Genomic DNA, 12,855 nt, shown 5'->3' on the forward strand with positions numbered 1-12,855 from the left:
TCGGAGCATGGCCACTTCCATGACCACTGACGAGCCCCCAAGTAGTCACTCTTCCAGCAAAGCCAGGTCGAGTGAAAAGAACTGGCTGGAAAGATTGTTTGGTGCATTTTCTGCCGAACCCAAGTCCCGCGATGAACTATTAGACATCATCAAAGACGCCGCTGAAAATCAGCTGGTTGACGCCGAGGCCCTGTCCATCATCGAGGGCGCCCTGGACGTATCCAACCAGCAGGTTCGGGAGATAATGATCCCTCGCTCGCAGATGGTGGTTGTAGGGCTACAGGACAAGCCGGAAACGTTTCTCCCCAAGATTATCGAGTCAGGCCATTCACGCTTTCCTGTCGTCGGCGAGAGTATCGACGATATCCGCGGAATACTGCTAGCCAAAGACCTGCTCCCCCTGCTCCTCAAGGGCGTCGGCGAATTTCAACTCGAAGATATTATTCGCCCAGCCAATATCATCCCTGAAAGTAAGCGCCTCAACATTCTCCTGCGAGAGTTCCGTGAAAACCGCTACCACATGGCCATCGTTATCGACGAATATGGCGGCGTTTCCGGCGTAGTGACCATTGAGGACATCCTCGAAGAAATTGTCGGTGAGATCGAAGACGAGACCGATGAGGAAGAGGCAGATAGCTTTATCCGCCGGGTGGGGGAAAATGACTATATAGTCAAAGCTCTCACGCCGATTGAAGAGTTCAATGAATTTTTTAAATCTGAATTCAGCGATGAAGAATTCGACACGGTTGGTGGTCTGATTATGCAGTCTTTCGGCCACTTGCCCGGTCGCGATGAAGTCACCCGCCTGGGAGACTTCCTCTTCCGGGTGCTCTACGCGGACAGCCGGCAAATCCACCTGCTGCGCGTGGCCCATATGCGTAAACCACCCGATGAAGATTGAGTTGAGCCCCCTCTGGGGTTCTAGCCAAGATTTTCTCGGGTAGGATGCAGCCGCAACGGCGGCTACCGATTAAGCGAGTCTATGCGAAGATTACTTTTACCTGCCGCTGGTGCAGCTGCCGGCGGGCTAATGACGCTCTCCCTGGCCCCTTTCAACTATTGGTTGTGCGGCCTACTCTCTCTGGCGCTTTTTGCCGGGCTATTCCTGTTTGCCTCTCGCGGCAAGCCGATGCGTGGGCGCACCAGCTTCTGGCTAGCCTTCTGTTATGGGCTAGGCCTTTACGCCACTGGTGGCTCTTGGGTCTATGTCTCAATTACCAATTTTGGCAATTCTTCGCCGCCGCTGGGATTCGCACTCACCGCCAGCTTCGTCGCGCTGATGGCGGCGCTGCTTGCAGCACCGTTCTATTTCCTCGGTCGCTTTACCGCCAACAAATTTAGCTTCGCCCTCGCCTTTGCCGCACTCTGGTTTATCAGTGAGTGGTTCCGCAGCTGGATGTTCACTGGCTTTCCCTGGCTGTTCGCCGGCTATGCCCACTTGGAGACCTGGCTATCTGGTTGGGCTCCAGTAGTGAGTGTCTACGGAATCGGGCTTTTTCTGGCCCTCTCCGGTGCGGTCATCGCACTGGCTGCCAGTGGCCGCTTGTCCCCTCTCAAGCGACCAGCCCATATTGTACTGATTGGCGCAGCAATCGTACCCTGGCCCCTCGGTGCTGCCCTAGCCAATATTCAGTGGACTCAGGCAGAGGGAGGCATCATCACCGTTGGACTGGTACAGGCTAATATTCCCCAGGAAAAAAAGTGGCTGCCGGAGTTTCGCGGCGAGACTATTAGCCGCTATCAGGAGGGTACCCGCACCCTGAGCGAGCGTGATGTCGACGTTATAATCTGGCCTGAAGCAGCGCTACCCATGCTTTACGGCCAGGCCCCGAACCTAATGCAGGCTCTGCAACGCAATGCAGAGAAAACCGGCATTGATCTTATCAGCGGAATTCTCTACGACACCCACAGCCCTGTGGATAACTCTCGCAAAGTACACAACTCCGCAGCGGTCTTTGGCCGCAGCCCCAGTGTTTACCATAAGCGTCACCTGGTACCTTTTGGTGAGTATGTCCCACTGGAGGAGCTGATTCGAGGCACTATTGAATTCTTCAATTTACCCACCTCCTTTATTCGCTCCGGACCCGACCAACAGGGGCCACTGAATGCTGCAGGAGCACGTTGGGCTCCACTAATCTGCTACGAAATTGTCTACCCTCGCCTAGTGGCGGATAGCGCTCTCACCTCCCAGGTACTCCTGACCATCAGTAATGATGCCTGGTTCGGTGAATCCATAGGGCCGTTGCAACATATGCAAATGGCGCAAATGCGCGCACTGGAAACCGGTCGCTATTTAGTCCGCGGCACCAATACCGGTGTAACCGCGATTGTCGATCCCCGCGGACTTATCATTGAGCAGCTGCCACAATTTGAGCAAGCCAATATGAGCGGTGACATACGTGCGATGCGCGGCTCAACACCATTTATGCTTGCCGGAATTTTCTCAGTATTTGCCCTGGCACTACCAATGTTGGCGCTAGCTGTAATTCTCAATCGCAAGCGAAAGAACAGCGCTGCCAAGCCAATGACCGGGGGAGTGACCGAATAGTAATGACCTGCCACTGATCACTCTAAAGTGCGCCGCCGAGACACCCCGCATGTGCAGATGACTGCTATGCTGCATGCAATTTACCTGTGAAATTATGGCGGGGATGGGCAGTCTATGCATTGCTTAATCAGTGGTGGCACCGGTTTGATCGGTAGACTCTTTTGCCAACGCTGGCTCGCTCGTGGCGACACACTGACAGTACTTAGTCGCCATCCGGATAAGATACACCAACTCTGCGGAGAGTCTGTCAATGCCGCCAGCGCTCCTGAAGAGGTGCAAGAGCGGGTAGATGTTGTTGTCAATCTGGCAGGGGAACCCATTTCCTCTCGCTGGACCGAGAAACGCCGTGCCGAAATTCGCAACTCACGCCTGAATACCACCGAACGGCTAGTACGCTGGACACTCGCCCAAAGAGAACGCCCCAATTACTTTCTCTCAGGATCTGCTATTGGATACTACGGAGACCGTGGCGGCGAACTGCTCAAGGAGGACAGCCCTGCAGGCGGAGGGTTTTCCGCACAACTGTGCCGTGACTGGGAAGCGGCCACACTGCCACTACAAAGGGCCGGAATGTGCGTCGGAATCATACGCACCGCTATTGTGCTCTCCAACCGAGGGGGAGCACTTCCCAAAATGCTACCGGCATTTCGCCTGGGACTTGGTGGACCAATGGGTTCTGGCGAACACTGGATGAGCTGGATTCACGAAGACGACGAAGTCGGATTGATACTTCACGCTATAGACCAACGCCTATGCACCCCTTTTAACGCCAGTGCTCCAGAAGCAGTTACCAATAACAGCTTCAGCCGCTTATTGGCAAAACAGCTACACCGCCCCTGCTTTTTCCGCTCTCCAGCCTGGCTGCTGAAAACCCTGTTCGGGGAGATGGCAGAAGAGCTACTCCTTGCCAGCGAAAGAGTGGAGCCCCGAGCCGCCTTAAACAGCGGCTACAGTTTCCAGTTTCCTACCCTGGAACAAGCACTAGCCGACCTACTAGCTAAAGACAATGCTAGTAATAAGGTAAGTGTCTGATTCCTGGGCACTTTTATTGGCTGGATCAGGCTATGCTGCTTAAGCAGCGACCACGCTACTCTCCAGGGCCTGCATTAAATAACGCCGACTGGATTCACTGGTGACTAAATCCCCGTGACTACCCATAGGGGCTGAGCCAACCCAGTGCGCGTGCCAGCGATACCACTGGGACTCCTCTGCATTTACCCGCAGCTCGATGAATTCCACTTCTGCAGGATCTAAACCGAACTCACGGACAATTTGCCCCGCAAATGTCTCGAAATTTTTATTCAAATGGGCCCCGCTCTCAGCACCGCCACACAGGAAAAATAGAATTCGGCCATCCTGGTCCACACGCTTGAAGCCGATCCAAACAGCTCGGTTGAGTCGGTTGTGCAATTGGATGGGAGTGAAGGAAACCGGGATGCCCTTCATCATAAGGTTATCTCGTTTATTGTTATGGTTGTTATCCACAGTCGCTACTCCAATGTAAGTAGTAATTAGCGGGTGAGATCTGTGGCGCCAGTCGTCCATTTACCTAGTACAACCAGCTTTCAAAAAACAGATGCAATCCCTCGCCGACGCCTATTCCCTCATGCCTGATAAGTATCTGAGAGCACCGCATCACAAAAGTTCCTCAGCACTTTTTGGCCTGTGGCAGTGGTCGATATTGATACCAGGCTTGTGCCAATAGTTCCCGCCAATAGGCCTGAGTCCGCAGCAGCGCCTCAGCACTGGGAACCCAATTTAATACCCCACCCTTTTCCCTTGACTCTAACTCAGAAGCACTGCCCACTGATAAAGGCTGTACCTTTAGGCCTGCGCGGGTAAAAACTGCCGCAGCCCTGGGCATGTGCCACCAGTGAGTGGCGAGCACAATAGTTCCCACATCTGAATTGCGCAATATCTCCGCGCTATTTACCGCGTTCTCTGCGGTAGTTCGACTGCAAGCTTCGCGCCAACTCACTGGGCGGGACATCTCATCCAACATTTTCGCCATTAACTCTGCCTCAGAGACATGCTCATCCGGTGAAACACGACCGCCGGACACCAAAATTGGCATATTCCTTGGGACATGCTTTGCTACCCAGATCACCCTCTCCAAACTGGACGCAGATAGGTACTCATAGCCTTGCTGATTATCCCGGTAAACACCGCCTCCGAGGATCACCACAGCCCTTGGAGCTGCCTCTGTATCAGGTAAATCTGCTACAACGCCCAATCGCTTACCGATCCAGCTTGAAAAAGCCGGAGTAGCACTAAGCCAGAGCAGACAAAATGAGAGGATCGCCAATGGCAGGGACAATTTCTCCAGCAAAGAGCCTTCAGGAAAAAAGCGTATCAAGAATGCCGCCAGCAGCCCCAGCATTGGCGCCAGTGGTGGCATCAACAAATTGACCGCTATTTTATACAGCTCAATCAATACTCAAGGCCGCCTTCTATTTGCCTGAAGCAACCATAGCCACAGCGGTGACAGGGTGTAATTTGACTATTCTCCGGCGGCTGAGCGAGATAACCACACCCCAGACATTGCAGTTCCTCGTCGGCCCCCACTATCTCACCCGCAAGGGCCCAGGGCTTGCCCTCACGGATACAGCGCATAAGATTGGGCCAAGCCGTTTCTGTCGGGTCCGCCGCGTTCAGCAACCAGTCCCCCCCGCGCTCTTCCAGAGTAATCAGCTCCCCTCCCAGACCGCGCATATAATCCCCGGCTCGATGCAGATCATCTTTTAACCAGGCGCGAAGAAAAGCGACCTTATTTGCGGTCAGGTCCTCAACTGCCAGCTCTCCCTCAATCAAATCCTCCAGGTCTTCACGAAACTCATCGGCCAGATCGTCCTTCGGCGGTAACTTCGGTTCCTTCGTCACGGTATCCCTCCTATAATCTCGCGTTTACGCATCCTAAAAGATGCTCTGGGGGCCGTCCTTGATCGCAATCAATCCTTTTGCTTGTCGATCCAGAGCTGCTTCCACTAAAACACTGAAAAGTTTCCCCGCAAAATTTGATCACAGAGTATAGGTCCCCAATCGATGGAAGAGCAGTACAACCCCTCCGCAGTCGAAGCTTCCGCCCAGGAATTCTGGGAGGCAGAGAAAAGCTTTGAGGTAAAGGAAGATACCGGCAGGGAAAAGTTCTACTGCCTATCCATGTTCCCCTACCCCAGCGGCAAGCTGCACATGGGCCATGTGCGCAATTACACCATTACCGATGTTATTTCCCGCTATCAGCGTATGCAGGGTAAGAATGTCCTGCACCCCATGGGCTGGGATGCCTTCGGCTTACCGGCTGAAAATGCTGCGATCCAGAATAAAACCGCGCCAGCAAAATGGACCTACGCCAATATTGATTATATGAAGGGGCAACTGAAAGCTCTCGGATTTGGCTTCGACTGGTCCCGCGAGCTAGCCACCTGCCAGCCATCCTATTATCGCTGGGAGCAATGGTTCTTCACCCGTCTCTATGAAAAGGGCCTGGTCTACAAGAAAAACTCCGCGGTGAACTGGTGCCCCAATGACCAGACCGTGCTCGCCAACGAACAGGTTGAAGATGGTGCCTGTTGGCGCTGCGGCACTACCGTGGAGAGGCGCGAGCTGGCCCAGTGGTTTATCAAGATCACTGACTACGCAGAAGAGCTGCTCAAGGACCTGGATAAGCTGCCGGAGTGGCCCGAGCAGGTGCGCACCATGCAGCGCAACTGGATCGGCAAGAGCCGAGGTGTGGAGCTGAGCTTTAGCCTGCCCACCACTGTGGCTGGTATGGATCACTTCGATGTTTACACCACCCGCCCAGACACCCTGATGGGCGTCACCTATGTATCCCTCGCCGCTGAACACCCAATCGCTCTGGAGTTAGCAGAGACTAACCCCGAACTGAAAACATTTATCTCTGAGTGCAAAAAGCAATCTCTGTCTGAAGCCGATATGGCCACAATGGACAAGAGAGGCATGGACACCGGTCTCAAGGCCATTCATCCCATCAGCGGGGAGGAAGTCTCTGTCTGGGTAGCCAACTATGTTCTGATGGATTATGGCTCTGGCGCGGTGATGGCAGTACCCGCCCACGATCAACGCGACTGGGAGTTCGCACACAAGTATCAGTTGCCTTTGACTCAAGTCATAGCGCCCGCCGATGGCCAGGAAATCGATCTCAACAAAGAAGCCTTCACCGAAAAAGGCAAACTGGTGAACTCCGGCAATTTTGATGGTCTGGATTTTGATGGTGCCTTTACCGCGATTTCCGAAGTTTTAATAGCAGCAGACAAAGGCCGTGTGACCACCAATTATCGCCTGCGCGATTGGGGTGTATCCCGCCAGCGCTACTGGGGTGCCCCTATCCCCATGTTCAACCTCGCAGATGGTGGAGAAATCCCGGTGCCCGCCGAGAAACTCCCTATTTTACTGCCGGAAGATGTGGAGCTGGACGGTGTTCAGTCCCCCATTAAAGCCGATCCCGAGTGGCGCAAAGACGAACTCAATGGTACGCCGGTCGAGCGTGAGACCGACACTTTTGACACTTTTATGGAGTCCAGCTGGTACTACGCTCGCTATACCTGCCCAGACTTCGAAGAGGGCATGCTCGACCCCGATCGCGCCAACTACTGGCTACCTGTCGACCAATATGTAGGTGGTATTGAGCACGCCATCCTGCACCTTCTCTACGCGCGCTTTTTCCACAAATTGATGCGGGATGAGGGCTTGGTCAACAGCGATGAACCCTTCAAGCAGCTTTTGTGCCAGGGCATGGTGTTGGCTGAATCCTTCTACAAGGAAGAAAACGGCCATAAAACCTGGATCAACCCCGCCGATGTTGATGTCGAGCGGGATGAGAAAGGAAAACCCATCAAGGCAGTTGAGCGCGCAACAGGTGAAGAAGTAATTGCCGGTGGCGTTGTGAAGATGTCCAAGTCAAAAAACAATGGCATCGATCCCCATGCTGCTGTTAAAGAATACGGTGCCGATACTGTACGCCTGTTCACAATGTTTGCAGCTCCGCCCGAGCAAACTTTGGAGTGGCACGATGCCGGCGTGGAGGGAGCCAGCCGCTTCCTGCGAAAGCTCTGGAAAACTGTACACGCACATGTTGCTGTAAGCACTAGCAGCGCTCAGATTGACCAACAGTCTTTGAGCGATCAGCAACAACAATTACGCCGTAAAACCCACGAGACAATTCAGAAGGTTGGCGACGACTACGGACGCCGTCAAACTTTCAACACGGCTATTGCCGCAGTGATGGAGCTTCTCAATGAGGTTGGTAAACTGGCGGATCGCAGTAATGAGCAGGGGCTGGCAGTGGAGAGAGAGGCTCTACAGGCAGCTGTCTTACTACTGGCTCCGGTAACTCCGCATATTTGCCACCAACTGTGGCAAATCCTGGGCAATAACAACACCTTAATTGATGCTCCCTGGCCAGTAGTAGATGAAAAGGCTCTGGTGCGTACCTCAATTACTTTGGTCGTTCAAGTCAATGGCAAAGTACGTGCAAAGCTGGATGCGCCTGCTGATGCGGACAAAGAGGGCTTGGAAAAACTCGCCCTAGCCGACGAAAACGTCCAGAAATTTATTGGCGATGCCACCGTACGCAAAGTCATCGTTGTGCCAGGCAAACTGGTAAATATTGTCGCGAAGTAAAAATTACTGCGCAGTTATATCCAACCAATAGCCGGGAGCATTATGCTCCCGGCCCATATCTGCAAACCCTTTATTTGCTGGCACTAAAGCCAGGTAGTTTATGAAAACATTTGCACGTCGTATCGTCCTGCTAGTTACCCTTGTGGCCATCGCCAGTTGCGGTTGGCACCTGCGGGGAGCGCCAAAAAACTTTCCTCCAGGCAGTACTATTTACATATCGAGTGAGAACCCTCGCAGTGATATTGCTGATGAAATTAGCCGTCTTCTGGAAAACGGCGGAGTCCCTGTTGCTCCATCCCCTATTGAAGCGGACTACCTACTCACCATTCATAAAGAAATAGAACGAAAATTAACTGTTGCCGTGGATTCTGAAGGGCGGGCTTCCGAGTACGAGCTGATTACCAGCGCGATTTATAGTGTGCGTACACACAGTGGCGAAGTACTGCTAAATAAAGCTCAGGCCGATGTCTATAGATCATTGGAGTGGAACGTTTCAGAAATAGTCAGTAAGGGAGAAGAGGAACGCCTCTTACGCGCGGAAATGCGCCGCGAGTTGATTAGCCGAATGATCAATCGTTTGCGCCGTATTGATGTCAATGCCCCCTTGCAAGATAAGAGCTACTAGGTAGTTCTGTCATGCGTATTAATCCCCAACAGCTTCCCCAGCAACTACGGAAAGGGCTTGCGCCGGTTTATATTATCTCAGGCGATGAACCACTCCTGGTTCAGGAATCTTGCGACCAAATACGTGCGGCAGCGAGGCAGAATGGTTTCGCTGAGCGGGAACTTCTACATGCAGAGCATAATTTCGACTGGGGTTTATTACTTGCCTCAGCCGGAAATATGTCTCTTTTTGCAGAGAGGAAGCTTATCGAGGTACGCGCTCCCAGTGGAAAACCAGGGGATAAAGGCAGTAAAGCCTTACAGGAATTTGCCGCACTCGCCAGTCAGGATTTGATACTACTGCTGGTTTTGCCCAAGCTGGACAAATCACAACTCAATAGCAAATGGGTTAAAACACTTGAGCAGCATGGTGCTCTCGTACAAATTTGGCCTGTTAGCGCCCAGGAAATGCCACACTGGATCAACCAAAGGATCAATGCCGCAGGGCTATCTGCTGAGAAAGAAGCTATACGTATTCTCGCCGAAAGAGTAGAGGGTAATCTGCTCGCAGCAAGCCAAGAAATCGAAAAGCTCAAACTTTTAAATAGTGACGGGACAATAACGGTCGAACTGTTAGAGCAAAGTGTAACCAGCTCTGCGCGATACAGTGTTTTCGATTTAATTGACAGAGCTTTGGCAGGAGAAGCCGAGAAAGCGATCAAAACGCTACAAGGCTTACGCTCGGAAGGTATTGAGCCACCTGTGGTGCTCTGGGCCCTAACAAGAGAGATGCGCTCATTACTGGAACTAATGGAGAAACTCAATCAGGGCCAGCAACTAGCACGTTTAGTTCGCATCCCAAAACGCCAACCACTTGTACAAAATGCCTTAAACCGTCTAACTCCAAATATGCTGGAGGCTCTTCTTTTAAAAGCCAGAGCCGTGGATTCGGCGATCAAAGGTGGCAACACTCACCAGTCCCCATGGAATGGCCTTATGGAACTCACGCTTAATTTGAGTGGACAGAAAAGCGTTTAGAAAGTTAGCCCAAGCAATCGGATTCTTTTAAACGCCGCTAATAAAAAACCCTCCCCGAAATGAGGAGGGTTTAGACAATAGTCATTATAGGCGTATTAGTTTTGAGAAACTGTAGCCATATTGCTGTTGCCGACCTGGTGCACACTGGCCATATTGAAATTGCCAGCCTGAGTTACATAGGTAGTGTTCTCGCTACCAGACTGTCCCAGGTGAGCACCGTGCTCAAAGCCATCCTGAGATACAACCATCAGGTTAAACTCACCCATGTCCTGATGGATCTCAGCCAAGTTCAGCTCACCGTTCTGGTCAACATCAACTGTGTTGGCCATACCTTCGCTATGGCCATAAGTGAAGTTGGCACTTCCCAGCTGATCAATATTAGCTGTATTGAGATCCCCAAACTGAGAGAATTCAGCTTCGTTATGATCACCCGTTTGTTGCAGAATTGCAGCATTATCATTGCCGTATTGGTACATATCGCCAATATTGTTGAGGTCATTCTGCGTAACGGTCATGGTGTTGGCATCACCATACTGACCAGTAACACTAGAGTTACCAGTGCCATTCTGAGCAATAGTATTGAAGTTATTGGCCCCATCCTGGGACATATTCAGATAGTTGAAGTCACCTGACTGCACCAAGTTAGAAGTATTTTCAACACCGCCTTGATAAACAAAACCGACGTTACCTTCACCAACTTGGCCTCCTACGAAGCCTTCATCAGAGCTCATCCAGGTGCTGCTCCAAACGCTGTTTCCATCACCAGACTGAGTGCTGACAAACAGGTTACTATCTCCGTCCTGCTGCAGGGCAGCCATATTGTCATTACCCTCCTGAACCGCATCAAGGGTATTGTAATTAGCCTCACCACCATCTGAGCGGTACTGATCTAGATGCATAGTATTTTCACTACCCATTTGAGTAGCATAAGCTGCATTGCCATTACCGCCCCACTGATGAACAACTCCCCAGTTACCCTCTCCCTGCTGATAAGAATAGGCTTGGGAGCTGTTTTGATCGAATTGCGTGGTTTCAGAGTAGTTACGGTTACCTACCTGAGTCTGGTCGATATAGTTCGCATCGGCGGTGGATTGACTTGCGTAAGCACGGTTGTCATTACCTTCCTGCCACTGATAAGCCGCATTATTGGTGGACTCGCCCATTTGATAGATATCAGCAGCGTTGTCATTTCCAACCTGCAGTTGATCACCATAATTAGCATCGGCCATTGCGTGACCAGCACCAACAAGCATTGCAATCGCAGCAGCAAGTGAAAGCTTTTTCATTTATGTTTCTCCATCAGACTAAGTAAACAAATACAAACAAAAAGAAAGCAGTGCTTTAATCGTGCTGAACGACCTGCACCGCATGGTTGTCACCGAACTGCGCGACAAATCCAAAGAGCCCATCTCCGTTTTGGATGATGTTGGCTGAGTTTCCATTGCCCACTTGATTTATTAGAGCAATATTATCTAAACCATTTTGTATAGCGGTAGCTTGGTTATAAGCTCCAGACTGAGAAATTGCCGCATAGTTATATTCCCCAGCCTGCTGAATTGCTGCTTCATTCGAATAGCCATCCTGAACCAAAAAAACTTGGTTGAACTGCCCAAACTGAGAAACTTCTGCAAAATTGTATTCCCCTGTCTGAACGACCTCAGCTAACTGACCAGTAATAGACTCATCCCGTTGCAACATGAGATCCAGCTTTCCCTGACCAGAAAACAGCTCATCATGATCATCTAAGTCACCAGCCCAGACAGAGTTAATACAGGTAAGGAGTAAAAATAAACCACATAGGCTCACTTTGATAACGCCCACCAAAATTCTCCTAAAGGTTAATTAAAGCGAGAGCAATTCCGCTCATCGAGGACCACTATAGGAATTTAAGCGAAAACAATAAATCAGAAAAAAGAATATTTTTTGGGGCGGGAAAACAATAAATATTTAAGACTTTTGTATGAAAGCCTTTCTAGAAAGTTGATTTAATACGAAGATGTAAGATATCGACAAGTAGATTTACTAAATTACACAAACTTACACAAAGATTCAACAAGAAAAACCGCCCACACAGGAATGTGAGCAGCCAGCAACCATTGCAAGACAAAGAAATTAGTCAGAATATTTAATAAAAAAATTATTCTAAAGAATTTTCACAGTTGCATCCGCATATTCACTCAGTACAGATGCAGGGAATTCATTGACATCCTGCATTGCCCAAATATTATTCGTCACACCATTGGCAATAAGATGAATAACTGCAGATTCAATCGCAGAAAGCACACAAAGTTGAGCCGGATCATTGGTCGTCATTCCAGCCTCAATCTCTAACAAACGTTTATACTCAACAAATGTATAAACGTCTCCCTGAACCTGCCTTGATAGAATTTTCTTACTGGTTAAAACGCTATTTAAAACTCTTCCAGTTCTAACATCGACCGCACGCAAATTCACGGTCACTTCGTCTACTCGATATTGCTCAGAAAGTCCAATACCAAAATAACGCGCACCGGCTCCGCCGGTTTTGATATTGGTATCATAAGCGACTATACCGCCCTCCAACATTATATTTGCTGACATCAGGGAGGGGAGCTCAAAGGGTTGGGGAGTTTCTTGCTCTTTGATTGCTGCTCGTATGATTTTTCTTTCAGTAAGCAGGTTTTGTAGCCCTTCACGCTCAAGAGTAACAAACCAACCTGACTCGTTGAGTACTTGTACGAGCATAGAGGCAGCGCCTTGTGTTACTGCAGTAGAAAAAGAGCTAGACGGTGCTGGCCTGTACTGGCCAGTTTGATCACTAAATCCATAAACCGCTACTACTATCTTCCCCCTCGGTAAGGGCAAATTCAAAAGATCTGCATAAGTACTCATTCGATCCGTCAAAGTGGCTTTTTGATGCCCTGGGCCAAACAACGCCTCTCCTGCATTTTGAAAGAAACTACAACCACTTAAAATAAAAACCAAAAATATAACTATTATTCTAACCACCATCACCACCACCCTAAAGAACAAACAATCAATTGACC

At 50.4% G+C, this 12,855-nt stretch carries 12 protein-coding genes; 6 read left to right on the forward strand and 6 right to left on the reverse strand.

The annotated features are described in order from the left end of the window. The first annotated feature begins 7 nt into the window (after window positions 1-7). The 3 genes from MJO52_RS16525 to MJO52_RS16535 all read left to right on the forward strand — a co-directional run bounded on the left by MJO52_RS16525 (window position 8) and on the right by MJO52_RS16535 (window position 3,580). Window positions 8-901, forward strand: a complete 894-nt coding sequence (locus tag MJO52_RS16525; protein WP_435583622.1) for an HlyC/CorC family transporter — start codon at window positions 8-10, stop codon at window positions 899-901. A gap of 81 nt (window positions 902-982) precedes the next feature. Then, window positions 983-2,548: an apolipoprotein N-acyltransferase gene (lnt, locus tag MJO52_RS16530; RefSeq protein WP_252083070.1), complete on the forward strand. Its 1,566-nt coding sequence runs from the start codon at window positions 983-985 to the stop codon at window positions 2,546-2,548. A gap of 114 nt (window positions 2,549-2,662) precedes the next feature. Continuing rightward, entirely contained in the window at window positions 2,663-3,580 is a 918-nt protein-coding gene (locus tag MJO52_RS16535; RefSeq protein WP_252083071.1) for a TIGR01777 family oxidoreductase, read from the forward strand. Between the two features lie 39 nt (window positions 3,581-3,619). Here the strand turns inward: MJO52_RS16535 and MJO52_RS16540 are convergent, their stop codons facing one another. The 3 genes from MJO52_RS16540 to MJO52_RS16550 form a co-directional block, all read right to left on the reverse strand. Next, window positions 3,620-4,033 (reverse strand): hypothetical protein, encoded by a 414-nt coding sequence (locus MJO52_RS16540; protein ID WP_252083072.1) that lies wholly within the window; start codon window positions 4,031-4,033, stop codon window positions 3,620-3,622. Between the two features lie 163 nt (window positions 4,034-4,196). Next, window positions 4,197-4,982, reverse strand: a complete 786-nt coding sequence (locus MJO52_RS16545; RefSeq protein ID WP_252083073.1) for a YdcF family protein — start codon at window positions 4,980-4,982, stop codon at window positions 4,197-4,199. Then, window positions 4,979-5,428: a zinc ribbon-containing protein gene (locus MJO52_RS16550; RefSeq protein WP_252083074.1), complete on the reverse strand. Its 450-nt coding sequence runs from the start codon at window positions 5,426-5,428 to the stop codon at window positions 4,979-4,981. The genes MJO52_RS16545 and MJO52_RS16550 overlap by 4 nt, the downstream gene beginning before the upstream one ends. Before the next feature lie 162 nt (window positions 5,429-5,590). Between MJO52_RS16550 and leuS the strand changes: the two genes are divergently transcribed. The 3 genes from leuS to holA all read left to right on the forward strand — a co-directional run bounded on the left by leuS (window position 5,591) and on the right by holA (window position 9,829). Beyond that, window positions 5,591-8,188, forward strand: a complete 2,598-nt coding sequence (leuS, locus tag MJO52_RS16555; RefSeq protein WP_252083075.1) for a leucine--tRNA ligase — start codon at window positions 5,591-5,593, stop codon at window positions 8,186-8,188. 100 nt (window positions 8,189-8,288) lie between these two features. After that, a complete protein-coding gene (gene lptE / locus MJO52_RS16560; protein ID WP_252083076.1) occupies window positions 8,289-8,813 on the forward strand; it encodes an LPS assembly lipoprotein LptE in 525 nt (174 codons plus the stop codon). An 11-nt stretch (window positions 8,814-8,824) separates the two neighbouring features. Beyond that, a complete protein-coding gene (gene holA, locus MJO52_RS16565) occupies window positions 8,825-9,829 on the forward strand; it encodes a DNA polymerase III subunit delta (protein ID WP_252083077.1) in 1,005 nt (334 codons plus the stop codon). Between the two features lie 95 nt (window positions 9,830-9,924). Here the strand turns inward: holA and MJO52_RS16570 are convergent, their stop codons facing one another. The 3 genes from MJO52_RS16570 to MJO52_RS16580 form a co-directional block, all read right to left on the reverse strand. Further along, entirely contained in the window at window positions 9,925-11,115 is a 1,191-nt protein-coding gene (locus MJO52_RS16570) for a hypothetical protein (RefSeq protein WP_252083078.1), read from the reverse strand. A 55-nt stretch (window positions 11,116-11,170) separates the two neighbouring features. Continuing rightward, complete coding sequence (locus MJO52_RS16575) at window positions 11,171-11,650, reverse strand: hypothetical protein (RefSeq protein ID WP_252083079.1); 480 nt, start codon at window positions 11,648-11,650, stop codon at window positions 11,171-11,173. 321 nt (window positions 11,651-11,971) lie between these two features. Beyond that, on the reverse strand, window positions 11,972-12,820 hold the full coding sequence (locus tag MJO52_RS16580) for a CsgG/HfaB family protein (protein WP_252083080.1): 849 nt from the start codon (window positions 12,818-12,820) through the stop codon (window positions 11,972-11,974). Window positions 12,821-12,855 lie beyond the last annotated feature (35 nt).

The organism is Microbulbifer variabilis (genome assembly GCF_023716485.1).
Lineage (GTDB): Bacteria > Pseudomonadota > Gammaproteobacteria > Pseudomonadales > Cellvibrionaceae > Microbulbifer > Microbulbifer variabilis_B.

Excerpts from the sequence above, each read along its gene's own strand:
- MJO52_RS16525 (WP_435583622.1), top strand. The coding sequence starts at position 8 with ATGGCCACTTCCATGACCACTGACGAGCCCCCAAGTAGTCACTCTTCC.
- lnt (WP_252083070.1), top strand. The coding sequence starts at position 983 with ATGCGAAGATTACTTTTACCTGCCGCTGGTGCAGCTGCCGGCGGGCTA.
- MJO52_RS16535 (WP_252083071.1), top strand. The coding sequence starts at position 2,663 with ATGCATTGCTTAATCAGTGGTGGCACCGGTTTGATCGGTAGACTCTTT.
- leuS (WP_252083075.1), top strand. The coding sequence starts at position 5,591 with ATGGAAGAGCAGTACAACCCCTCCGCAGTCGAAGCTTCCGCCCAGGAA.
- lptE (WP_252083076.1), top strand. The coding sequence starts at position 8,289 with ATGAAAACATTTGCACGTCGTATCGTCCTGCTAGTTACCCTTGTGGCC.
- holA (WP_252083077.1), top strand. The coding sequence starts at position 8,825 with ATGCGTATTAATCCCCAACAGCTTCCCCAGCAACTACGGAAAGGGCTT.
- MJO52_RS16570 (WP_252083078.1), bottom strand. The coding sequence starts at position 11,115 with ATGAAAAAGCTTTCACTTGCTGCTGCGATTGCAATGCTTGTTGGTGCT.
- MJO52_RS16580 (WP_252083080.1), bottom strand. The coding sequence starts at position 12,820 with ATGGTGGTTAGAATAATAGTTATATTTTTGGTTTTTATTTTAAGTGGT.